Consider the following 24,046-nt stretch of genomic DNA (forward strand, 5'->3'; position numbering starts at 1 on the left):
ATGTCGTGTCACCGTGTTCGGACTGCCATACCCGTACTTATCGGACTGCCATACCCGTACTGAGGAGGACAGCGTGAACCGCACCCCCATCGCGAGCCGGCAGCACGTCCCCGTCGCCCGCCGTCTGACTTCCCTTGCCCTTGCCACCGGCCTCACCCTTGGCCTGGGTGGCACGCTCGCCGCGTGCTCGGACCAGGACATCGATGACACCGCCGACCAGGTGAAGGACGTCTCGGGCGAGGCGCGGGGCGTCGTCGACCAGGCGAGGCAGTCGATCGACGACGCTCAAGCGACGTTCGAGAACCTCGATGCCGAGGCAAGGGCCGAGGCCGAGGTGGCCGTGGCCGAGGCCGACCAGGCGATCGACGACGCGCAGGCTGCATTGGAGGAGGCTGAGCAGGACGCGTCCGCGGAGGGCCAGCAGGCCGTTGCCGACGCGGAGCAGCAGGTGGACCAGGCCACGGCGCGGCTTGAGCAGGCCGAGGAGGCGGTGAGCGGTGACGCCGCAGCCGCCCTCGACAGCATCGGACAGAACCTCTCGGTGCTCGGCGCCGACCTGCGCGACGCCCAGGACTGACCCCTTCTGTCTAGGCGGTTGGCTGGCTTGAGCGGTCGCCTAGGGCGGCGTCACCGTGACCCGGACTGGGGCGGAAGAGAATGTGACGACGCGCATTCAGTTGGCCGGGCGCGCAGCTGTTCGAACCGTTGCACTCGAGTAAGCGGGCGCGAGATCATGGCCGAGAGCGGCCGTTGGCCAATGGTGAGAAGAGGGCGGGCCAGTGTTCGGAGATGACAGCCCTAGCTGGGTCGACTTCGTGACGGAGAGGTGGGAGGTGCCAGCGGAGCTGCGCGTCCCTACGCCGTACCCGGAGACGAACCTGACGATTCAGCTCCTGAGTTGTCGGGCGCTGAATCTTGACCGACAGGCCGGCAGGTTCCTTGTCGCGGCGTTGGCTCAGGAAGACTTCGTTGTAGAGCGTCGATCGAGAGAAACGACCGATCCCCGGTGGTTCGCGGCGCAGTACGAGGTCGGGCAGCGCGAGCAGCAACAGATATTCGCTGCCCTGCACCGCTTCCGCGACCTGGAACAAACCGATCTGCCTGCCGGCGAGGTAGGCATTCTGCGGCTCGCTCGACGACGAGAAGTAGAGGTTGCTATCGAGGCTGCGATCACGGCGTACGAAGTTGCGATGAGCAAGGACTGATTGCCCGCGGAGAAGGAGCCCCGCGAGGAGTGCTCCGAACCGACAGGGCTTGTCTTCGGCCGGTGGACGCACCTCCAGCTCTTCTTCTGCCCCGCCTCGTGGGACCACCCCATCCAGCGTTTTGAGATGTAGGCCGAACAGTCCGGCGATGCAGGGGAGAGCTCCACGACCTGCAGTGTCGTACCCCAACGCTACGGTTCGGTGCATGGACCTGGAGACGTTCTGGCGGTTGGTCGGCGAGATCCGCGATCTTGCGGAGACGAGGGACGCAGCCGACGACGAAGCCCTGGCCAACTGTGTGGTGGACGTCATCGCAGACCGGCTGACTGCCGACGAGATCCTGGCGTTCGGCGCCGTGGCGGGTGATCTGGCCGGCCTCGCGGACCTCCCTGCCATGGAGGCCGCGATGTTCCTGATCGAGGGGTACATCAGCGACGACAGTTTCATGGACTTCCGTGAGGGTCTGATCCTGTTAGGCCGTGAGCCGTTCGAGGCCGCGATCGCTGACCCGGACTCGCTCGCCGAGCACTTGCAGACCGCTCCGGTGAAGGGAAGCGCTGATGGCCCAGTGGGTCGCGTCCCGATCGCGTTCGAGTCGATCACGTCGTGCGTTGCGGACGCATGGCTGCGGGTGACGGGTACGGAGGACGACGACGAGTTCTGGAACGCGGCCCAGGCGTTCGAGCAGTGTTCGGTCGTGCCGGCGAGGCCGTCGTCGGGCGAGCCGCCGATTCTGCACGACGCCGATGCGACCCGCGCACGCTTGCCACGCCTCTTGGAGCGCTTCGCGCAGAGGTTCGAGCCACGAGCGACAGCACCTCTGCTGGCTACGGCGGAGGCAGCGCCAGAGGCCGAGCGGGCGACGCTCTTCGACTATCAGAGCGGCCTGGCAGACGGCCGTGCGGCCTCCGCAGCGGCGGGGCTGAGCAACAAGCACTTCGTTCCGGGTTGGGGTCGGCCCTTCTGGGAGATGGGGCATGACGACGACTCGTGACGAAGGTGCTTGGGAGGGCCTCGCCGCTCAATCGTCGAAGTCGAACCCGTCCGCATCGGCCGCAGCGACCAGGCTCCGCATCCTGCTTCCGTCCATGGCGACGGCATCCATCAGCTCGCCCAACGCTTCGAGCGCGACTCGGTCCTCGCCGTAGGCACAGAACATGTCGCCCTCCGGGTCGTAGCGGAACCGGCTCTCGAGCGAAGGCGCCTCGGTAGCGACCAGCCTGCGTGCGACGCCCTCCCAGAAATATCCGTTCGGCTCGTGCCCGAGCTCCTCGACCAGTGCGTCGACCGGCGTCGTACCGGCGTGCAGCAGCAACGAGAACTTCCCGGGAGTGGTCTTGACCAGCTTCGATACCGTCATGCGCCGGAACCTAGCACCCGTGACCGACACCGCCGCACCGGACGATCGGGCGCTCCTTCATCCAGCATCGGAGCGCTTTCGAGAGGCGACGAGGCATCAAGTGGCCATGCCGAGGACCTGGTGCGCGTAAGAGCTCCGTCGGTCGGCCACGAGCGACGTTGCCACGGCCGACTGGCGATGCCGTGGGTCAGGCGCTGGACGGTGCGAGGCCTGGCCGTGATGCGCGACGCGAGCTCGGGGGCTCGTGGCATCAGCTCCGCTCACGGGGGACCGCGGGGGTCCGCGCTTGTCGAACCGCGCAGACGCCCACGCCATCTTGACGGTGAGAATCATTATCACTACGTTTGCGTTCGTCCCTTTTGCGAGTGGGCGCTTCGCGGAGCGCCCGAAAGTGTCGATCGCAGAGCCGGCGACGAGTGAGAACCGACCCGTCACGAGAGCGGAGTGATCGACGAATGAGAAGTCGCAGCGCCTGGACAGTTGTCGTACCCGTCCTGCTGGTGGTCGCCACGGGGTGTGGTGCCCCGGCGAACACCGACGGAGACTCCGGAGACCCGGCGGCGGCGCCGGTCAGCGTCGACAGCTGCGGGAGGGAGGTTGTCTTCGACTCGTCCCCGGAGCGCGTGCTCGCTGTCGGTTCGGAGGCGCCGTCGCTCCTCGTCGCCGCCGGCGCCGGTGACCGGCTGACGCACTACGCCGGCAGCCTGGAGGTCCCCTTCGACGCGGAGACCAAGGCCGCCCTCGACGGCGCCGAGCGCGTCACCGAGGACTCGCACGACGTGTCGTTCGAGATGATCGTCAGCGCCGGGGTCGACACCGTCATCGGCACTGACATCACCTCCGGTGTCGACATCGACTCCCTCGCGGCCCGCCTCGACGAGGCAGGCGTCCAGCTCGTCACCGTGAGCGGGTACTGCGCGGGCATCGTGGGCCGGTCCACCGGTGGTGCGAGCGGCTTCGACCTGATCTACCGGGACGTGGAGACCTACGGCCGGCTGTTCGGCACCGAAGACGTGGCGGCAGCTGCGGTGCAGGGCATGCGGGACCGCGTCGAGGCGGCCACGGCGCTCGCGGGGGAGCGGTCGGGTGAGAGCGCGGTCCCGCTCTACGTCGCCCCCGGCGGCCCGTTGGGCTCGTACGGCGGCGAGTCGTTGGTGTCGGAACAGCTGACGGTGCTCGGCCTGGAGAACGTGTTCGCAGACGTGCCGAAGCGCTACTTCGAACCGAGCACCGAGGAGCTGGTCGGCAGCGAGCCCGACCTCGTCTTCGCGATGTACCTGCCCACGGGCTCCTCGACCCTCGAGACCGACGAAGCCGTCGTGGAGGAGCTGCGCGGCCGACCTGAGCTCGCAGGCCTCGAGGCGGTCGACGACGACGCGGCACTGCTGCCGCTCAACTACTACTACACCTCTCCCGGGCCCCTGGCCGTGGACGGGCTCGAGCTGCTCGCCGAGCGGCTGGCCGACGCGTGAGCGGACCGGCAGGGCTCCGTAGTCGCCCGCACCGGCCTTCTCGCGGACGGTCGGGGCGGGCCATGGCGGCCGCTGCGACAGAGGTCGACTTCGTGAAGCTGAGCCCGACCCAGAACATGACCGTGCTGGTCACGAGCCGGCACGCTGTCGCCGACTATCGGTCCATCGCTGCCCAGCTCCTCTCCGCAGGGCACCTGCAGGCCGAGCAGGTAGGTTTCGTTCGCAGCGCGAGCACCCTCGAGGCGCAGGTGCGCCTGCACATGGCAGGGGACGAGTTCTGCGGCAACGCCTGCATGGCGCTCGCGGCGCTGACCGCCGCGGAGCTGGGGCTGGGCGTCGACGACCGGACCGACGTCACCCTGGAGGCCTCGGGCGCGGAGGCCCCCTTGACCTGCCGGGTCGAACGCCGGGACGCCTCCTACCAGTGCGAGCTCACGATGCCGCTGCCGGGACCGATCGAGCCGTACCCGTTCCCGGGGGTGGACGCCGGGCGGTCCTCCCTGGTCCGGTACCGGGACGCCGTGCACCTCGTGGTCGAGAGCGGGCGGCACGACCAGGCGCTGCGGGAGCAGGCCCAGGAGGTCGCCACGCGCCTCGCGGCGTCGGCGGGCGCGCCCGTGGTGGGCGTCATGCTCTACGACCCCGCGCGCCAGGAGCTGACCCCCCTGGTCAACGTCCCCTCGTTGGTCAGCATGGTGTGGGAGCGGAGCTGCGGGTCCGGGACCGCCTCGGTCGGCGCGTACCTCGCCGCCACGTCCGGCGCCGCGGTGCGCACGAGCGTCCACCAGCCCGGTGGCACCATGCACGTCCGGGCCGACCACGGAGACCGTGGAGTGACGGGCCTGCGGATCAGCGGGCAGGTCCGGGTCGTGGCCGAGGGGACGGCGTACGTCCATGGCTGACCTCGCGCCCCACGTGCCCCGCGTGGACACCACCCCGGCAGCGCCCGACCTCCTGCGGTCACTGCACGAGTACCGACGACGGTTCGTCGCGGCCGCCGACGGGTACGACGGGTCGACCCGCTGGGCCGCCGACCTCGAGGCCACTATGGCCGGCTACTCCCTGTTCGTGACCGACGAGCGGAACGAAGCACCGTTCCTCGCGCTCGAGCAGGAGGGCTCGCCCGGCACGGCCGAGCTAGTCGGCGACCTGCGAGCCCAGTCCGCGCGGTGCGCCGCGGTGATCGAGAAGTACCGTGCGCTGCGGCTCCTGGACGGCACCGAGGGGGCGTCCGGCTACTTCACCAACGTGGAGTCGAGCATCGCGGAGGAGTTCGGCGCGCTCGCGCCGAGCCCGCAGTCCTCGGTGCTCCTCGTCGGCGCGGGCTCGTTCCCGATGACCCTGCTGCACATCGCCGAGCGCACCGGCGCTCCTGTGGCCGGGGTCGACATCGACGAGGAAGCCATCGCTCTCGGGCGTCGCGTAGTGCGGCAGCTGGCGGCCTCCTCGGACATCACGCTGGAGTGCCGGGCGGTCGAGGACCTGCCCTTCACGCGACGTGCCACCCACGTGGTCTTCAGCTCCACGGTCGCGGTCAAGTACGACCTCCTGCACCGGTTGCACCCGCTGACCCGCGACGACGTCGTCGTCGCCATGCGATTCGGGGACGGGCTGAAGTCGCTGTTCAACTACCCGATGCAGCCCGTCGACCCGGAACGATGGCGCCTGGCGGAGACGATCCGCCGGCCGGACCAGGTCTTCGACATCGCGGTCTACACGAAGTCGCACGTCGCACGAGAGGCGGGATAGCGCATGCACGAGCTCGGGAACGTGCTCATCGCCGGGACGGGGCCGACGGCGGTGCAGACCGCCGTGCTGATCGGACGACTTGGAGGTGTCGTCGGGATCGCCGGGCGCGAGTCGGTGCGCTCGGAGGCGTTCTTCGGGTCGCTCGCCGGGAGCGGCGGCACCCTGCGGGTCGCCGTCCAGAACGACCAGCACCAGGCCCTGGCCGGGGAATGCCGGCTCGACCAGTGGTTCCGTGGTTACGCGGCAGTAGCGGGTGAGTGGAACACGCTGATCCTCACCGTGACCGCCGACGCCTATCTCCCGGTCCTGCGACAGCTGGACCGACGCGTCCTCGCGCAGGTCGACCGCATCGTCCTGCTCTCGCCCACGCTCGGCTCGAGCTTCCTGGTGCGTGAGTACGCCGTGCGGGAGGGCGCGGACCCGGAGGTCATCAGCTTCTCGAGCTATCTGGGTGACACCCGGTGGCCGGACGGCACGCCGGGCAGCACCGTGCTGACCGCCGGGGTCAAGCGCCGGATCTACGTGGGCTCGACCACCCAGGGCTCGGAGGCGCTGGGTCGCCTGCGCACCCTGCACGAGTCGGTCGGCGTCACCGCCGAGATCCGCGACCTCGCGATCGAGGCCGAGAGCAGGAACATCTCGCTCTACGTGCATCCGGCGCTGTTCATGAACGACGTGACGCTGGGCGCGGTGTTCGTCGAGCCCGAGCCCACGAGGTACGTCTACAAGCTGTTCCCCGAGGGGCCGATCACCCCGTCGCTGATCCGCACCATGGTCGCCATGTGGCAGGAGCTGACGGCCGTCGTCGTCGCGCTGGGCGGCACCGGCGTCAACCTGCTCGCGTTCATGCTCGAGGACAGCTACCCCGTGCGCCCGGAGAGCATCGGTGCGGCCGACGTCGCCGCATTCGAGTCCCTGCCCACCATCCACCAGGAGTACCTCGTCTACGTGCGCTACGCCTCTCTGCTGATCGACCCCTTCTCCGAACCCGACCGCGACGGGAGGTACTTCGACTTCTCGGCCATCCCGATCCGGCCGGTCTTCCGCAACGCCACCGGCGAGTGGGACGTCCCACGCATGCCGAAGGAGGACTACTACCGCACCAAGGTCATCCAGGGCGTGGCCCGGCACCTCGGCGTCGTGTGCCCGACGATCGACACGCTCCTGACCGCCTACGAGGCGCACCTGGAGCGGGCGACGAAGGCGCTGGCGGGCGAGCCGCTGTCCGACGCCTTCACCGTGGCGGACTTCGACACCGACCTGGCCATGATCCGCGCCGGCCTGGGGGAGGCGCCATGAGCGACACCGAGCTGACCGAGTCCGAGGCGCTGCCCAGCGAGCGACGGATCATCGCCGCGGTCTGGCCGACCCTGCTCGCCTCCGCCGTGGGCCTCCTGCCCTTCACCGTGTTCAGCACATATCTGGTGCAGATCGCCGACGACGCCGGCGACGGGTTCGCCGAGGTCGGGTCCCTGCGCGGGCTCGGCGGCATCGGCGCGGTCCTGGCCGGTGTCGCGCTGGCGCCGCTCATCGGGCGGCTGGCGCCCCGGCGGGTGGCCGCCGCGGCGCTGGTCCTGCTCGGGGTGGCCGCGGTGGTCGGCACGCTGTCCTTTGTGCCCGCCCTGGCGGCGTTCTGCCTGCTCACCGGGGTGTCGAACGCCCTGCTGTACCCGGCGCTCTCCACGGCGGCGGCGGACCGGTTCGGGTCCGGGCCCGGCGCGAGCCGGGCCGCGACGCTTGTGATGACGTCCCAGACGCTGGCATCCACGCTGGGGGCGCCGCTGATCGTCCTGCCGACCCTGTGGTGGGGCTGGCAGGGCGACCTGCTCGCGATCGCCGTGCTGGCCTTCGTGCTGGCCCCGCTGCTGTTCGGCTTCGGCCGGGACGAGACAACCGCCGAGCAGGGCGGCCAACGGCTCGGCTACCTCGCCGCGTTCCGCACGCTGGCGGCCGTGCCGGGAGCGCTTCCGCTGCTCCTGGTGGCGTTCGCACGGGCGGGGGCCTTCATGGGCCACCTGGCGTTCCTGGCCCCGCTGTACACCGACCGGTTCGACCTGACACCGACGCTGTTCGCGTTCGTCTGGACGGTCAGCGGAGGGTCGTTCTTCGTCGGCCACCTCGTCGCCGGCCGGATGCTCAACCTCGACGAGTCCGACCATCGGGCTCGCCGCGTGATGGCGATCAGCCTCCTGACCGCACTCCTCGCGCTCGTCGGGGTGTACGTCGCTCCGGTGCTGCCGCTCGCGCTGCTCTGCACGGCGGTGCTGTCGGCCAGCCACGCCGTGGTTGCGGCGGCGGTGGTGACCCTGCTCGTGCGGCGCTGCTCAGAGGTACGCGGACCCGCGCTGAGCCTCAACGCCGCGGGGATGAGCCTCGGCCTGTTCCTCGGCACGGCGGCCGCGGGGGCCGGGCTGGGAGTGGCCGGCTACACGGGGGCGGCGGTGGTACTTGCCGCCCTGACCGTCCTCGCGCTCGGCGCGGTACTCACTCTCCGGGACTCTGCCCGGTGACCGCGGCCCACGACGACCTGCACGACGATCTGGACGACGACCTCGAGCACGACCAGCGGCGGCGCCGCGCCGTGCTCTGGATCGGCGGACTGCTGGCCGCGCTGGTCGTCACCCTTCCGGTCGCGATCGGGCTCGGCCCCGTGGCGATCCCGCTGGACACGGTGGCCCAGGTGGTGAGCCGGAACGTCTTCGGCGTGCCGGTCGAGGTCACGTGGAGCCCGGCCCAGGAGTCCATCGTCTGGCTGCTGCGGGTGCCGCGCGTGCTGCTGGGTGCGGCCGTGGGGGCCGGGCTCGCGATCGCCGGTGTCGCCCTCCAGGCACTGACCCGCAACATCCTGGCCGAGCCTTACCTCCTCGGGGTGACCTCCGGGGCGTCGACCCTCGCCGCCGCGTCCATCCTGTTCGGCTTCGGCGCCGGGATCGGCTCGAGCTCGCTCGCGGGCAGCGCCTTCCTGGGCGCCCTCGCGGCAGGAGTCGGGGTCTTCCTGCTCGCCCGGGTCGGTGGGCAGATGACCTCGACACGGCTGGTGCTGGCCGGAGTATCTGTCGGCTACGTGCTGCACGCGATGACGTCATTCCTGATCTTCGCCTCCGACGACCCCGACGCCGGACGCTCCGTGCTGTTCTGGACGCTCGGGTCCCTGACGATGGCCACCGGCCAGTCCGCTCTGGTCACGTGGGCAGTGGTGCTCGCGACAGTGACGCTGCTGCTGGTGTGGGCCCGCCACCTGGACGCCCTGGCCATCGGGGACAGCACCGCCCAGGCGCTCGGCGTCTCGCCGACCCGTCTCCGCGCGGCAGTCATGGTGGTGGTCGCCCTCTGCGTCGGGGCGCTCGTCGCGGCCTCGGGCGGCATCGGGTTCGTCGGCCTGATCATCCCGCACGTCGCGCGCATGTGCGTCGGGACCGGACACCGCCTGCTGCTCCCGGTCGCTGCGCTGCTCGGGGCGATCTTCCTGGTCTGGGCAGACGTCCTCGCACGGATCGTCCTCGCGCCGCAGGAGCTGCCCCTGGGGATCCTCACCGCCATCGCCGGGGCGCCGCTGCTGTTCCTGCTCGTCCGCCGCCTCAACTCGACCCGCTGACCCGCGGCCACGCAAGGAGCCCCATGATCTCAGCGAGCGATGTCTCCGTCGACTACGACGGCACCCTGGTGGTCGACGGCGTCGGGCTGCACGCGGGTCCGGGCGAGATGGTTGGGCTGATCGGACCGAACGGCAGCGGCAAGACCACCTTCTTGCGCACCCTGTACGCTGCCCTGCGTCCGCGGGCCGGCCTCGTCACCATCGACGACCAGCCGGTCGCGACGCTCCGTGGGGCCGAGCTCGCCCGGCGGGTCGCCGTCGTCGCCCAGGAGACCCCCTCGGACCTGCCCGTGACCGTCGCGGACATGGTGCTGCTCGGCCGCGCCCCGCACCGCAGCGCCCTCGCCGCGCTCAGCCGGCAGGACCGCCGGGCGGCCGCGGCCGCCCTGACCCGGGTCGGCGCCCGGCACCTGGCCGACCGTCGGTACGCCACGCTGTCCGGCGGGGAGAAGCAGCGCGTGCTGGTCGCACGGACACTGGCCCAGCAGGCCGACCACCTCCTCCTGGACGAACCGACCAACCACCTCGACATCGGCTACCAGCACGAGCTGCTGCGGATGGTCGGACAGCTCGGGGTGACCACCGTCGTCGTCCTGCACGATCTCAACCTGGCCGCCCGCTACTGCACGAAGCTGGTCCTGCTCGACCGCGGCCGGGTAGTGGTCGCCGGAACACCCGACGACGTGCTGACCCCGGACACGCTGCGCCGGGTCTACGGGATCCACGTCGAGCGGGTGACCGTGAGCGGCTGCCTGCAGCTGGTCTTCAGCCCGGTCGATGAGCACGAGCGACAGGATGTGCCGGGGGCGTGATCAGCTGACCCTTGTGGCCGGTAGGACGACGGCGACCCGGACGGTTCCGGACGGCGCTACAAGGTTCCTGCAAGGTTCCTGCAAGGCAGGCTCGCCATGGTGGTACCCACTCGAGAGCAGAGCGGCTACGACATGGTGGAGCAAAAATGAAGAAGAGATCGTCACCGCACGCGTCGACGACGAAGGCGGCGGTCGCCGCCGCTGCAGGCATGTTGCTGGCCGCATCTCTGCCGGCCGCACCGGCGTCGGCCGTTGTCGGTACCGCGGACGGGAACGCGGCGTACGCGTTCACCGCACGACTCGACATCGGCGACAGCGAGCGGGCCTGCAGCGGCGCGCTGGTGTCGGACCGCTGGATCCTCACGGCGGCGAGCTGCTTCGTGGACGATCCGTCCGCGGGTCTGGACGTGCCGGAGGGCCCTCCCGAGCTCTCGACGGTCGCCACCATCGGCCGGGTCGACCCGACGAGCAGCGCAGGCCACGAACGCAAGGTCATCGAGCTCGTCCCGCACGAGACACGGGATCTCGTCCTGGCGCGGCTCGATCGGGCGGTCGACGGCATCGATCCGGTAGCGATCGCGTCGTCGGCGCCTACGACGGCAGACCAGCTCCTGCTCGCCGGATTCGGTCGCACGGCCACCGAGTGGGCACCGCTGGCCCTGCACACCGGGACGTTCCGCGTGGGTGCCGTCGCGGGCAGCGACATCACGATCGCCGGGAACAACAGCGCCTCGGTCTGCGCCGGAGACACCGGTGCACCCGTCCTGCGGGGCGGCGAGCTCGTCGCGGTCGCCAGCAGGTCCTGGCAGGCCGGCTGCTGGGGTGCAGACCCGGACGAGACCCGGAACACCGCGATCGGCGTCCGGGCCGACGACGTGACCGGCTGGGTCACCGAAGCCCTGGACAAGCCGAGGATCGTCGACTTCAACTGCGACGGCGTGCGCGACCTCGCGATCGCGGACCCCGAGGCGACCGTGGACGGTCTGGCCCAGGCCGGTGCGGTTCGGATCATCTACGGGGGTTCCCGGGGCACGATGCTGATCACTCAGGCATCACCTGGCGTCGCCGGAGATCCCGAGCCCAGCGACCGGTTCGGCCACAGCATGGCGACCGTCGACAAGAATCTGGACGGGTGCACGGACCTGGTGGTCGGGACACCGTACGAACACCTGGACGGCGCGAGTGACACCGGGTGGGTGGAGATCATCCACGGCTCGCGGGAGGGCCTGACCAACGGGCCGGCGGACGTCACGTACGCGCAGGGACAGGGCGAAGGCTCGCTCGGTGTGTCCGCTCCTGAGGCCGGGGACCTGCTGGGTTACTCAGTGGCGGCCGGGCATGCAGCTGACGGTACGCCGTGGCTCGTGATGGGCGTGCCGGGGGAGAGCCTGGGTTCGACCGCTACCGCCGGAATGATCCTCTACAGCTTGGGATCGATGGCTCCGCGGGCCGTCCACCAGGATGTCGAGGGCGTCGAGGGCGGGGTCGAGGCGGGTGACAGGTTCGGGCAGGTCGTCACGGGCGACAGCCACTTCTTCGCCGTAGGTGTCCCGTACGAGGCCATCGGTAGTCATGCTGCCTCGGGTCTCGTGCACGTGTTCGAGCACCGTCTCAACAGCGAGGGCCGGCCCGCGCAGTTCCTGGCGATCCAGCAGAACACCACCGGTGTCAGCGGAGACTCGGAGCCCGGGGACGAGCTCGGGGGCGCGCTCGACATGACGGAGTACCGCCCATCGGGCGCGGCGTCGCCGACCGATTCGCTCCTGGCCGTCGGAGCGCCAGGAGAGTCCCTCGTCCATCCGGCGAACGGTGGTGACCGCGACGGCGCGGGGCGGGTCGCGACGATCCACCTGCGGTCGAATGGTGGCTGGTCCCAGGTCGGCGACGTCGGTCAAGACGTCGAGGGCATGTCCGGCGGGCCGGAGCAGAACGATCACTTCGGTGCCTCCGTGGTGATCACGAGCACGGATCCGGCAGATGCCTCAGGGGACACCATGGTCCTCGCCGTGGGTGTGCCGGACGAGGACCCGGCCGCCCTCCGCGACACGGGTGCCGTCCAGGTGCTCGCCGGGCTCGACTCGTTCAGAGCGCCGGTCGAGAACCACTACTGGCTGGAGCCGGGACGCGGAGGCATTCCCGGCAGTCTCGGAGTCGGCGAGCGGGTCGGACAAGCCTTGACGGGCACCGACGAGCATCTCTACGTCGGGATGCCCGACGACCGGTCGAATCACGGATCGGTCCATGTCGTCCCCTGGAGCAACGTGACGGGCGGCACCACGCGAGCGGTGACCACCTACCGGCCCGGTACCGGCGGCATCCCGGCGACGGGCGTCGCGTTCGGTTCCTCGATCCAGTGATCTGACGGCGAGGTGGTGCGGCCGGGCGATCGGCCGCGCCACCTCGCCTGGAAGGAGCAAGTCATGCCAGGAACAACTCGCCGGAACTCAGGAGTGACCATGAGATACCTGTCCAGGGCCGGCATCGCCGCGGGGATCACCGCCGCCGTGCTGGCCACCTTCCTCGCTGCCCCCGCGATGGCGGGCGCGGTGCGGGGCGAGGTCGTCGCCGACGACCTCCCACCGTTCGCGGTGGAGACCTTCGACTACCCGCGGTCGGCGGAGATCTTCGAGGAGCACGGCATCCTGCTGGAACGGGGAGACGGTCACATCGTCGCCGACCTCGAGTGCGCGACACAGCCCGACGAGGAGGGCATCGGGGCGATGAGGGTCCGGTACACGGTCGAGTCGGGTGGGGCCAAGACACTATGCCTCGTGGTCCGCGGTGACGAGGGCCGTATCGACCTACGTGTGCCGAACGTGTACAGCATCCGCGGCGACGGGTACGAGACCGGGACGGGCCACGACTTCACGGCGGTCGTCGACACGCCGTCGGGCGCCCCGGTGGAGATCGAAGGGGAAGGCGACACATATACGCCTGTCGGTATCGGGGCCGATCCGGACTCCGAGCTGACGGTTCTCCTGCGGATCACGGTCTGACTCCGCCGGACGGCACAGGTGTCGTCCCGGATCGTCAAGGCGCCAGGCGCGTCGCCCTTCTGCGGGCGCACGAACTGCTCGGCGCGGCACCGCCCGACTTGCTCCGATATTCACCGTAGGTCTGACCATTGATGGAGGCTGGGATGTTGCGACGATTGGTTGCCGCGCTGGCGGGCGCAGCAGTGATCATGGCCGGTCTGGCGGCCCCCGCTATGGCGGTGACCGGGGGCGACCCGGCCGCGTCAGGTAGTGCGCCATACCTGGTGAAGGTCCGAACGGGGGGCGAGCGCTCCTGCTCCGGCGCCCTCGTGCGCCCGCAGTGGGTGCTCACGGCGGCCTCCTGCATCGCCGGCGACGACGGTTCGCTGACGACCGGGAGACCACCGGCGGCCGTGAAGGCGGTCGTGGGCGGCGCGCACGCCGGTACCCCGGCGCGGACCCTCGAGGCGGACCGGGTGGTGCCGCACCCTGACCGGGACGTGGCACTGATCCGCCTCGTCCTGCCCGCCGAGGGGATCACGCGCGCCACGATCCCCTCGACGGCCCCTGTCACGGGCGCCGCGTCGGTCATGGGGGGATTCGGCCGCACGGCTGACACCTGGGTGCCCGACGCCGCCGAGCGTGCCACGGGCGTCGTCGGGGAGGTGAGCGCGGCGACCTTCACCTGGTCGGACGCGGACGGAGCGGCGGGTGCGTGCCTCGGGGACGCCGGTGCGCCCGTGGTCGGCTCCGGTGGGGCGGCGGTGCTCGGGCTCGCTGTCGGCTCGGACGGTGCACGATGCCTCGCTGAGGCGAGCGACCCCGCGGCCGTGACGACCGTGGTGCGTGTGGACGGCCTCGGTGACTGGGTGGACCGGAACGCGCCCGCTCTGAGCGCCCAGTTCGGCTGGGAGCACCGCAGCACGACCGCGGGTATCGGCGGATACGACCTCGCGTCGGCGGCCGACAAGGTGATCGCCTTCGACTACGCGCACAGCGGCCGGGCGGACCACCTCCTGATGTACCGGCCAGGCTCGAACATCGTGCAGGTCGCGCGCCGCAACCCCGACGGAACGTACGCGCAGGTGTACCGGAGCACGGCCGGCCTGGGCGACTGGGCGCTGGACAACGCGGTGGACAAGATCATCGCGTTCGACTTCGAGGGCGACGGGAAGCTGGACGACCTGATGGTGTACCGCCGGGGCGTGGGCTCCGAAACCGTGCGGAACCTCGCGGTGTACAGCCAGGACGCGTCAGGTCAATTCGTCAAGAAGTACCAGAACGCGGCGGGGCTGGTACGCAACGGGGACGATCCCCAGCTCCTCCCGGTTGACTTCGACGGTGACGGCCGGCTCGACGAGATCATGCAGTACGACCCCAGCGTCGGCGGCACGGCGGCGGTGGTGGCCGGCCCGAGCTTCGGCTACCTGATGCCGCACACCACGTCGCTCGGCGGCTGGACCTTCGCCTCTGGCGACCGCGTGGTCCCGTTCGACCGGGACCACGACGGCAAGAGCGACGACCTGTTCGTGTACCGACCGGGAACGGCCCAGAAGTACGCGGTCCTCAGCCGGAACACGAGCGGCGGCTACTCCACGGTGGACACTGCCACGTGGACGTCGCTGGACAACGCCGCCGACCAGGTGGTCGCCATGGACTACGACCACGACGGCCTGGACGACGATCTCGTGGCCTACCGTCCGGTTGCCGGCGGCTTCGGCCGGGTCAGCGCGATCACCTGGGACGCCGCCACCGACACCTATGCGCCGCTCACCGGCCCGCGGGACGGCGGCCTCGGCGGGTTCGACCTGACGAACAACGCCGACCGGCTGGTCCCGTTCGAGGGCACTGGTACCGGCTCGCGCACTCTTGTGCTCGGTTACCGGCCCGGCGCGAAGAGCGCCTGGGCGATGAAGCGGCTCGACCGCGGCGAGAGCCAGTACGAGCTCGCGCACGAGAGCAACGCGGGCGTGGCCGGGTTCGACCTCTCGAACGCCGCCGACAAGGCCATCGCCTACGACTTCGACCACACCGGCAGGGCGGACCATGTGCTCCTGTACCGGCCCGGCGGGCGGCTCGTCGTCATCGCCGAGCGCCGGGCGGACGGCACGTACGCCGAGGTGCACCGCGGCATGGGCATCGGCGACTGGCCGCTCACCAATGTGGCGGACAAGATGGTCGCGTTCGACCTGGAGGGCGACGGCAAGCTGGACGACCTGCTGGTGTACCGGCCGGGCGTGGGCTCCGCCGACGTGCGGAACGTCGCGATCTACAGCCGTGACGCTTCGGGCCAGTTCGTGAAGGAGTACCAGAACGCCTGGGGCGTGGTCCGCAACGCGGAGGACCCGCAGCTCGTCCCAGTGGACTATGACGGTGACGGCCGGCTCGACGAGATCATGCAGTACGACCCGGGCGCGGGCGGCACGGCCGCGGTGGTGGCCGGCCCGACCTTCGGCTACGTGATGCCGCACACCGCATCGCTGGGCGGCTGGGCCTTCGCCGCCGGTGACCGGATCACTCCGTTCGATGCCGACCATGACGGGAAGCCGAACGACCTGCTCGTGTACCGGCCGGGTACGGCCAAGAAGTACTCGGTCGTCAGCCGCGACACCACGTCCGCCTACACCAAGCAGTCCGAGGGCACATGGCCCGCTCTGGGCAGCGCGACGAGCCGGGTGGTCGCCACCGCGTACGACGACGACGGGAAGCCGGACGACCTGGTCGCCTACTCGCCGGGCACGACGATGTCGGCGATCCGGACTGCCACCGCAAACGGGTTCACCGAGATCCGCCCTGACCAGGCCGGCGGCCTCGGCGGCTACTCCCTGCGGAACGCGCAGGACCAGCTCGTCAGCGTCGCCGCCGCGGACGGCGGCAAGGCACACCTGTTCGGGTACCGCCCGGCCCAGAAGCTGGCAGTGGTCCTGGACCGCACCCGCAAGCCGGACGCGGCGGTCACGGTCTCGCGGCCGACAGGGGCCACGTCGCTGGTCGAGCGGTTCGCCTACCCGGACGCAGCGCGGATCGGGGAGCAGCTCGGCATCGAGCTCATCTCGGGCGACGGCAACATCGTCGTCGACGCCGAGTGCGCGACGGTGCCCGACGAGGAGGGAGTGGGGGCGATGAGGGTCCGGTACACCGTCGAGTCCGGTGGGGCGCTCACGCTGTGCCTGATGGTCCGCGGTGACTCGGGCCGTATCGACCTGCGTGTGCCGAACGTGTACTCGATCCGCGGCGACGGATACGAGACCGGCGCGGGTCACGACTTCACCGCGGTCGTCGACACGCCGTCTGGTAACCCGGTGGAGATCACCGGGGATGCCGATTCGTACACGCCGGTCGGTATCGGCGCCGATCCGGACTCCGAGCGGACCGTGCTGCTGCAGATCACCGTCTGACAGGCGCTGCCCGCCGTACACCACTGCAGCGCCGAGGCGGGTGGGTTCCTGCCCGGGCGCGCTCGCCGATCGTCAGTCATCTGGATGGAGAGGACCTGAAATGTCGTGGCCAAGATTATCGAGCTTCAGAGCAGGTACCGTGCTAGTCGCCGTCCTGGCGGCAAGTCTGGTGGTGCCCGGCGTCGTGCCGGAGGCGAATCAGGCCTATGCCGAGGAACTGCCTTCCGAGGTGGCGTGCACCCGGGCCGGTGTGCTTGCGGCACGCGATGCGGGCGGACCGCAGGTCAGGGAGGCTGCAGAGGCCGCGTTGGTGGGCGGCGAGGAAGAAATGTGCGCTTTCGTGCGCGAACAGTGGGGTGAGTTGGAGCTGGTGGATCGCGAGATCTTCGCCAACCAGATGCTCGCCAGCGGCGGCCCGGCGATGAAGGACGCTGTCACGCCGCTGCTCGACGCGCAGGACCCCGAGGCGCTTGGCGCGTTCCTCGCGAATGGCTGGAACGACCCGTGGCTGGCCGACCAGGAGATTCGGATCAGCCAGCTGGCGGCAGCGGGTGGGCCACAGGTCAACCAGGCTGCCCGGGTTGCGTTGGACGCGGGATCACCGGACGACCTCGAACGGTTTCTGTCCGAGGATTGGGCGCAAGCCCATCGTGCGGACGTGGAACTTCGGGTCAATCAGGCCCTCGCCTCAGGCGGGCCGCTGGTGAGGGAAGCCGCGGCGAGGGCACTGGACGATGGCCGATACTCAACACTCACCCGGTTCCTCGACATCGACTGGGGTGTGGCGGCAGCAAGGGATCACGAGAGCGAGACGATTACCGACCTGGTTCGTGCGGTCGAGACCGAAGGCAGCAAGGCAGAAGCAGCGATGAACGCTGCCGTGGACGAAGCCGACCGGGCCGAGAAGTCTGCAGGGTTGGCCAAGAAGGCCGCGGTGAAGGCCCGTGACGAGGCGCGAGCGGCGGGCAACGACCGTCAGCGTGCAGAAGTCGCAGCGAGCAAAGCCGCACGTGCCGCACGGGGCGCTGCTGCGGCGGCCGGCAAAGCAGTTGGTGCGGCCAATGAGGCTGCCGCGGCAGCTCAAACTGCGGCGAATGCCGCGGCCCGCGTAGCCCTCGCTGCTGCCAGGGCAGAGCAGAAGGCAGCGGAAGCAGCCCGCGCAGCGGCAGCAGCACGAAACGACCGTGATGCCGCCGCCGACGCCAGGGACAAGGCGGCTGAGGCGAATGCTGCCCTGGCCGATCTGAGCGATATCGAGCAGGCGATGGACCACGCCTTCGACGCGTTGGACGCAGTGGATGACGCCTTTGCAGCTGTGACGTCCGCAGTGACCAACGCCCAGGATGCCTACGCGGCGGCCCAGGCCGCTGCGGAGGCCGCGAACGCGGCCGGTGCCGATGCGGAGGAGGCGTATGCGGCGGCGGCACGTGCCCGCGCCGCTGCGATCCGCGCGCAGGAAGCCGCGGACGAGGCGGTCGACTTCGCTAGGTATGCCCGTGAGCAGGCGATCATCGCTCGTGATGCTGCGGAGTCAGCCGTGATCCACGCGCGGAATGCGGCACGAGCGGCAGAAGACGCCGCCGAGCATGCCGGAGATGCCGCCGACGCGGCCCAGCGTGCCTTGGAAGACGCCGACACTGCGTCTGAAGCTGCCGGTGCTGCGCGAGATGCTGCGGAACAAGCGCATATGGTCTTTACGGAAGCCCGCAGGCAGGACCGGCTCCGGCTTGCCCGCGAGCGTGACCAGATGATCGAAGCAGCGCGTGATGTCGCGCAGGCGGTCGAAGACGCCAGCTGGTCGGATGGCCCGGGGCCCAGCTCGCCGCGAGCGCAATGGCGGCCCCCGGCCGTGGAGGAGGCGCTTCGGGAGGCGACTGACCCGAACACCCCGAGGGACATCGCCGTCGCACGAGCTCGTGAAGCAGCGCTCGGACTGGTCGACTCGGGAGGAACCTGGACGCGAGAGGCTGCACGGAGCGCGCTGACAGGTGAGGACGAGCAGGTGCTCGCCTTCGCACGTGAAGGACTCCGGCGTGCGGAAGGTATGGACGACCGGACGACCCTGGCTGGAATATCGGCCGCCGGTACAGAGTCCATGCGCACCGCGGCCCAGGCAGTGCTAGCGGGCACGGACGCCGAGGTCGCATCCTTCCTTGAGAATCCGGAATACCCCGAGCGAGTCGTGGAGTTCGACCTCGCGGTCAACCAGGTTCTCGCTTCAGCTCGCGAGTCGGGCGACCAACATACGGTGGCGGCAGCAACGAATGCCCTGGATGACGGGTCGGTTTCGGTGCTGGGAGATTTCCTCGAGACAGGGATGTTTGCCGGGCAGGAGGCGGACGATGAGATCAAGGTGACCCAAGTACTTGGGAGTGCTCCAGCGGGCAGTGAGCTGAGGATCAACGCTGAGGTTGCGCTCGAAGGCCCCCCGGCGTTCCGCGAGCTGTTCCTGAAGACAGGGCAGTACGAGGCAGGTGCGCGTGACCAACGCACCGCCGCACACGTGCAGACGATGACGTCGTTGGTGGCTCAGGCCGCCGAAGTGGCGATGCGCGCGACGGAGAACGAGAAAAGGGCATGGGAGGAAGCTGCGCGAGCCGCCGGGGCCGCTCAGGACGCGGCGAACTACGCCGGCCAGGCTGTCACGGCAGCGAACGAGGCGGGACGGCATGCCTCCGCGGCCGTCGCGGCTGCCGACGAGGCGAGAGGGTCCGCCGCAGCAGCGAAACGGTCCGCGGACAGCGCTTTGGCGGCTGCCAACGATGCGCGGAAATCAGCCCAGGCGGCGGCAGGATCCGCTGCCTTCGCACGCGTCGCACACGTGCAATCCGTCAAGTTCGCTCGCTCCGCCGCAGAAAGCGCGGAAGAGGCATGGTCCGACGCAAGAGAGGCCGGCGAGAGCCTCGCCGAAGCGGCCGAACATGCAATCGATGCCTACAACGCCGTGTACAAGATGATGGAAGACGCGATCTGGGAAGAAGCCTGGGGCACGGTCCAGCAGAACTATCCCCAGGGCTGCAGAGTGTTTCCATTGTTCGCGTTCCGGTACGACAAGGGTCTGGACAGCGGATGCCAGCAGGATGTCTACGATATGGCGCAAGCCATCATCGACAATGATTTCGATCGCGGACCGATGATGCAACAGAACGCGAAGTACTGCTGGAGGACGTTCGTTTCCGGTACCCTGTATGCGCGTTGCATGGAGTATGTGGGGAGCTTGAACTTCGACAACTACGTAGAAGACCAGATGAGTTTGGATGCTGTCTTCGTCTCGTATCAGTTCCTCGAACCGGTGGCTCTTATCGCGCTCGATCATCAAATGGGTCGCATGCCGGATGCGTTGTGCTCCGCAACGGCTCGATTGTGCAGGAACATCGTCGAGCGCGTCGTTGATCAACTGTCCGACGTCGTGGTTCCTGAGGACCCGTATTCGCTGGAGTACTGGGAGAGTTGGGTCGGTGCATGGGAAGAATGGTTCAGGATCCCGAATATCGAAGAGGTCTCATCCGATAACGCCCGGATGATTGAGGAGTATCGCAATTCTGCCTGCCTGGCGATCGAAGGAAGCGGGGGACTGTCGCCGCAGCAATGTGTCAACCAGCGCGTCAATGCTGCCTTGGACGACCTGTCCTGGGACCCGCCATCGCTGGAGGTTAGGGAGTGGACGGTCCGCATGACGCGGGACCGCATGGTGGAGATTCTCAGTCGCCAAACGTGGGAACACTTCGCGGTGCATCCTTCTGATGTCAGGAAGTATTTCGCACGCGGCGACACGGTGGCTGATCTAGATCGCTACCTCGCGGAAGTGGTTCGGCACAACGAGGATCGAATAGTCGACTACCTGGAGGGGCGCTCACCGGTTTCGCTGTTCAGTCGTGAGATCGGCGGGAGCATTTACGTGGTGGTGCTGCAAAGGGATGGAAATATCGCACAGTTCTACCGCTGGTAGCTGCTATTTCTGTGTCGATCTCATCCGAGAGGAAGGATTTGCAGTGAACCCTCAACATGTCCGTGCTGCGATCGGTGGCGCAACTTCAGCCGCCGTTGTGATGGCGACGTTGGTGCTCATGCCTGCTGCCACCGCAGTGGTCGGGACGGCGTCGGAGAACGAGTACGCGTTTACCGCGCGGCTCGAGATCAGTGGCGAGGAGGACGGGCGCGCCTGCTCCGGTGCGCTGGTCGCGACGTCGTGGGTGCTCACGGCGGCGAGCTGCTTCTCCGAGGATCCGGCATCCGGCCTGCCACCGGCCGCGGGAGCACCGGAGATGGCCACGGTCGCCACGATCGGTCGCGCCGACCTGACCACCGACTCGGGCCAGGAGCGCGACATCGTCGAGCTGGTCCCGCACGAGTCACGTGACCTCGTCCTGGCTCGCCTGTTCGGCCCGGTTCCGGAGATTGCGCCGGTCGCGCTGGCGGACGAGCCGCCTGCGGTCGGCTCCGAGCTCGTCGTGCCGGGCTACGGCAGGACGGCGACCGAGTGGGCACCGCTGGAGCGTCATACGGGCACCTTCGTGGTCGATTCCGTCTCGGGCGGAGACATCGCCATCACCGGTCAGGACGACGCGTCGGTCTGCGCCGGCGACACCGGCGGGCCTGCCCTACGGGTGACGGCGGCCGGTCCTGAGCTGGTCGCGGTGAACAGCCGCTCCTGGCAGGGTGGCTGCTTCGGGAGCGACCCCACCGAGACCCGCACCGGCGCTGTCGAGGCCCGGGTCGACGACGTCTCGGACTGGATCCAGGAGGTCGTGCAGCGAGAGGAGCCCGAGCCACCGCCTGCCGCAGCTGCCGGCTGCGTTCCGGCACGGTGCCTCCCGGACTTCAGCGGGGACGAGCGCGCCGACGTCGTCGGCGTCGACGCCGACGGCTATCTCTGGCACCACCGCCAGGCAGCGGACAACAGGCTCGGCTCCGGCCACCGGTTCGGCCAGGGCTGGGACACCTGGAAGTTCGTCATGACCGCTGACTGGAGTGGTGACGGCGCGGACGACGTGGTCGGGGTCGATGCCAACGACGACCTCTGGTACTACGCGCATCAGCGGTCCGTCGAGGGCGTGGACTACTTCAGCAGCCGTGTCCGGATCGGCACGGGCTGGGGAAACATGACCAAGGTGATGGCGGCGGACTGGACCGGCGACGACCGCGCCGACGTGCTGGCAGTGAACGGTGCGGGCGACCTCCTGCTCTACGGGCACGGAAGCGGCAACAACTTTGTCCCGCAGGTCAAGATCGGTCACGGGTGGAACGGTATGCGTCTGGTCACCGCGGACGACGTGACCGGCGACGGCCGAGCCGACCTGCTGGCTGTCGATGCCTCGGGGACGCTCTGGTTGTACCCGCACGCCAGCGGCAACAGCTTCGGTGCCCGGACGCAGCTGGCAACGGCGTGGAGCGACGTCACGACGATCGTGGCGGCGGACTGGAGCGGCGACGGTACGGCGGACGTCATCGCCCGCAACGCCAACGGCGACCTGAATTACTACGCTCACTGGTACAACACGACCCGCGGCCACTACCTCGCCGCACCGGTGAAGGTCAGCCAGGGCTGGGGCACCTGGCACCACATCGGCTGAACCCGGCGCCGGACGGTCCCACCCTTTCGGGTGGGGGCGTCCGGCATGTACGCGACCGACCGATGACTTCCGCCGCGCCCGTCGTCGACCATATGACTGGTCCGAATGACTGGTCCGAGGAAAGGAACCCATCATGGTCACCACGCTCCGCAGCTTCAGCGGCTTTTCGGTCGACGACGTCGATGCCGCCCGCCACTTCTACCGCGACACCCTTAACCTGCCCGTACGGGACAACGCGATGGGCGCGCTCGAGCTCGATCTCACCGAGGGGTCGTCCGTGTTCGTCTACGCCAAGGGGGAGGCCCACGCACCGGCGTCGTACACGGTGCTCAACCTGGTGGTGCCGGACATCGATCAGGCGGTGACGGAGCTGGAGGCGGCAGGGGTGAGCCTGATCCGCTACCCCGGGTTCGACCAGGACGAACGCGGGATAGCCCGCAGCACCGACCCGTCCCAGGGCCCGACGATCGGCTGGATCGCGGACCCGGCGGGCAACGTCATAGCGCTCATCCAGGACTGACCTCGGGCTTGCACCGAACGGGCATCTGAGCAGGCATCGAGCAGACAGCCCGGACCGTGATGTCGAGCCCGGCGTGGCGGCTCCGTCCCAGGGATAGGTGCGGCCAAGGTGGTCGCACCCCCCAAGAACCGGAAGGACAGCCGCCATGGCCACCGCAGAAGACCTGGACCGCGCCATCGACTCGCAGTGGGACTGGGTCGCCGAGCACACCCGCACGTATCTGGAATCGGGCGGCACCAAGGGCCACGAGAGCAACGGGGTGCGCAACCTCGTGCTCGCGACCACCGGACGCCGGTCCGGTCTGCCGCGTCGCAACTGCCTGATCTACGGCACCTCGGGGGACGAGTTCGTGGTCGTCGCCTCCAAGGGCGGCGCCGATCAGGACCCCGCATGGTTCCTGAACCTCCAGACGGAACCGAGCGTCGGCGTGCAGGTCGGCACGCGCCGGTTCACCGCGCGGGCCCGGGCGGCGTCGTCCGCCGAGCGGGCGCCTCTCTGGGCCCAGATGGTGGAGATCTTCCCGCTCTACGGCGAGTATGCCCAGAAGACCGACCGCGAGATCCCGGTCGTCCTGCTCACCCCGGTGAACGGATCCGGAGCCCACGCGACTGAGTAGCTTTCCAGTATCGTTCGAAGCATCGGTTCGGTGGCTCGTCCCTGGAAGGTGCACGTGAGCTCTGCACAGATCCCCAGCGGTGTCTCGCTCGGCAAGATCGAACAGGCGCTGGACGGCGGTGACCGGCCACCGGTCGGTCGTTACCGTCTCGACCTCGCGACCGGTGAGTGGGCGTGGTCCGACGAGGTGTACCGGATGCACGGCTTCGAGCCGGGCGAGGTGGTGCCGACGACGCCGCTGATGCTGTCGCACAAGCATCCGGACGACCGCGGACGGGTGGACGGCGTGCTGCGGCGCGCGGCCGAGACCGGGCAGACGTTCAGCTCGGTGCACCGCATCCTCGACGCCAAGGGCAGCACCCGCACGCTGGCGGTCACCGGCCAGGGCAAGCGGGACCCCGCCACGGGCCGGGTGACCGAGCTGTTCGGCTACTTCATCGACGTCACCGACTCCCACCGTGCGGCGGCGGCGCGGGACGCGACCGCCTCGATCAAGGCCTCGGACGAGCGGCGGGCCGTGATCGAGCAGGCCAAGGGCGTGCTCATGGTGGTCTACGGCATCGAGGACACGGCGGCGTTCGACCTGCTGCGGGCGGCGTCCAACCGGTCCAACATCCAGGTGCGGGACATCGCGACCACGCTGGTGAACCTGTTCTTCGGGCCGGAGGTCACGGACGTCCCGACCCGCGAGGCGATCGAGCAGTTCCTGGTCGACCCCCGGCCCCAGCTGGACGCCTGATCTCGCCCCACCGACACCCAACCGGGCGTACGG

Annotated in this window: 19 protein-coding genes; 18 read left to right on the forward strand and 1 reads right to left on the reverse strand. The window is 69.4% G+C overall.

The window, feature by feature from the left end; all coding sequences use genetic code 11:
- Positions 1-73: 73 nt before the first annotated feature.
- The 3 genes from AB0F70_RS13615 to AB0F70_RS13625 all read left to right on the forward strand — a co-directional run bounded on the left by AB0F70_RS13615 (position 74) and on the right by AB0F70_RS13625 (position 2,199).
- Positions 74-577, forward strand: coding sequence for a hypothetical protein (locus tag AB0F70_RS13615; protein ID WP_357448746.1), 504 nt, complete (start codon positions 74-76; stop codon positions 575-577).
- A 202-nt stretch (positions 578-779) separates the two neighbouring features.
- Positions 780-1,205, forward strand: coding sequence for a hypothetical protein (locus tag AB0F70_RS13620; protein WP_357448748.1), 426 nt, complete (start codon positions 780-782; stop codon positions 1,203-1,205).
- Positions 1,206-1,410: 205 nt separating this feature from the next.
- Positions 1,411-2,199 (forward strand): DUF4240 domain-containing protein, encoded by a 789-nt coding sequence (locus tag AB0F70_RS13625; protein WP_357448750.1) that lies wholly within the window; start codon positions 1,411-1,413, stop codon positions 2,197-2,199.
- 27 nt (positions 2,200-2,226) lie between these two features.
- Here the strand turns inward: AB0F70_RS13625 and AB0F70_RS13630 are convergent, their stop codons facing one another.
- Positions 2,227-2,565, reverse strand: coding sequence for an Imm51 family immunity protein (locus AB0F70_RS13630; protein ID WP_357448752.1), 339 nt, complete (start codon positions 2,563-2,565; stop codon positions 2,227-2,229).
- Positions 2,566-3,020: 455 nt separating this feature from the next.
- Between AB0F70_RS13630 and AB0F70_RS13635 the strand changes: the two genes are divergently transcribed.
- The 15 genes from AB0F70_RS13635 (at position 3,021) to AB0F70_RS13705 (ending at position 24,013) form a co-directional block, all read left to right on the forward strand.
- Positions 3,021-4,037, forward strand: coding sequence for an ABC transporter substrate-binding protein (locus AB0F70_RS13635; protein ID WP_357448754.1), 1,017 nt, complete (start codon positions 3,021-3,023; stop codon positions 4,035-4,037).
- A gap of 62 nt (positions 4,038-4,099) precedes the next feature.
- Positions 4,100-4,939: a hypothetical protein gene (locus AB0F70_RS13640; RefSeq protein WP_357448756.1), complete on the forward strand. Its 840-nt coding sequence runs from the start codon at positions 4,100-4,102 to the stop codon at positions 4,937-4,939.
- Positions 4,932-5,786 carry a class I SAM-dependent methyltransferase gene (locus AB0F70_RS13645; RefSeq protein WP_357448758.1) on the forward strand — a complete coding sequence of 285 codons (855 nt, stop codon included), beginning with the start codon at positions 4,932-4,934 and terminating at the stop codon, positions 5,784-5,786. Before AB0F70_RS13640 ends, AB0F70_RS13645 begins: the two co-directional genes overlap by 8 nt.
- 3 nt (positions 5,787-5,789) lie before the next feature.
- Entirely contained in the window at positions 5,790-7,085 is a 1,296-nt protein-coding gene (locus AB0F70_RS13650; protein ID WP_357448760.1) for an opine metallophore biosynthesis dehydrogenase, read from the forward strand.
- Positions 7,082-8,296: an MFS transporter gene (locus AB0F70_RS13655; RefSeq protein WP_357448762.1), complete on the forward strand. Its 1,215-nt coding sequence runs from the start codon at positions 7,082-7,084 to the stop codon at positions 8,294-8,296. The genes AB0F70_RS13650 and AB0F70_RS13655 overlap by 4 nt, the downstream gene beginning before the upstream one ends.
- Positions 8,293-9,381 (forward strand): iron ABC transporter permease, encoded by a 1,089-nt coding sequence (locus AB0F70_RS13660; RefSeq protein ID WP_357448765.1) that lies wholly within the window; start codon positions 8,293-8,295, stop codon positions 9,379-9,381. Before AB0F70_RS13655 ends, AB0F70_RS13660 begins: the two co-directional genes overlap by 4 nt.
- A gap of 23 nt (positions 9,382-9,404) precedes the next feature.
- Positions 9,405-10,193 (forward strand): ABC transporter ATP-binding protein, encoded by a 789-nt coding sequence (locus tag AB0F70_RS13665; protein WP_357448767.1) that lies wholly within the window; start codon positions 9,405-9,407, stop codon positions 10,191-10,193.
- Between the two features lie 146 nt (positions 10,194-10,339).
- Positions 10,340-12,550: a S1 family peptidase gene (locus AB0F70_RS13670; protein ID WP_357448769.1), complete on the forward strand. Its 2,211-nt coding sequence runs from the start codon at positions 10,340-10,342 to the stop codon at positions 12,548-12,550.
- Between the two features lie 99 nt (positions 12,551-12,649).
- Entirely contained in the window at positions 12,650-13,189 is a 540-nt protein-coding gene (locus AB0F70_RS13675; protein WP_357448772.1) for a hypothetical protein, read from the forward strand.
- A gap of 143 nt (positions 13,190-13,332) precedes the next feature.
- Positions 13,333-16,566 (forward strand): trypsin-like serine protease, encoded by a 3,234-nt coding sequence (locus AB0F70_RS13680; protein ID WP_357448774.1) that lies wholly within the window; start codon positions 13,333-13,335, stop codon positions 16,564-16,566.
- A gap of 139 nt (positions 16,567-16,705) precedes the next feature.
- Positions 16,706-20,515 carry an ALF repeat-containing protein gene (locus AB0F70_RS13685; protein WP_357448776.1) on the forward strand — a complete coding sequence of 1,270 codons (3,810 nt, stop codon included), beginning with the start codon at positions 16,706-16,708 and terminating at the stop codon, positions 20,513-20,515.
- Between the two features lie 118 nt (positions 20,516-20,633).
- Positions 20,634-22,139 carry a trypsin-like serine protease gene (locus tag AB0F70_RS13690; RefSeq protein WP_357448778.1) on the forward strand — a complete coding sequence of 502 codons (1,506 nt, stop codon included), beginning with the start codon at positions 20,634-20,636 and terminating at the stop codon, positions 22,137-22,139.
- Between the two features lie 133 nt (positions 22,140-22,272).
- Positions 22,273-22,659 (forward strand): VOC family protein, encoded by a 387-nt coding sequence (locus tag AB0F70_RS13695; RefSeq protein WP_357448780.1) that lies wholly within the window; start codon positions 22,273-22,275, stop codon positions 22,657-22,659.
- 145 nt (positions 22,660-22,804) lie between these two features.
- Positions 22,805-23,275 carry a nitroreductase family deazaflavin-dependent oxidoreductase gene (locus tag AB0F70_RS13700; protein ID WP_357448783.1) on the forward strand — a complete coding sequence of 157 codons (471 nt, stop codon included), beginning with the start codon at positions 22,805-22,807 and terminating at the stop codon, positions 23,273-23,275.
- Positions 23,276-23,329: 54 nt separating this feature from the next.
- Positions 23,330-24,013, forward strand: a complete 684-nt coding sequence (locus AB0F70_RS13705) for a PAS and ANTAR domain-containing protein (protein WP_357448785.1) — start codon at positions 23,330-23,332, stop codon at positions 24,011-24,013.
- Positions 24,014-24,046 lie beyond the last annotated feature (33 nt).

Source organism: Promicromonospora sp. NPDC023805 (assembly GCF_040639635.1).
Classification (GTDB): domain Bacteria; phylum Actinomycetota; class Actinomycetes; order Actinomycetales; family Cellulomonadaceae; genus Promicromonospora.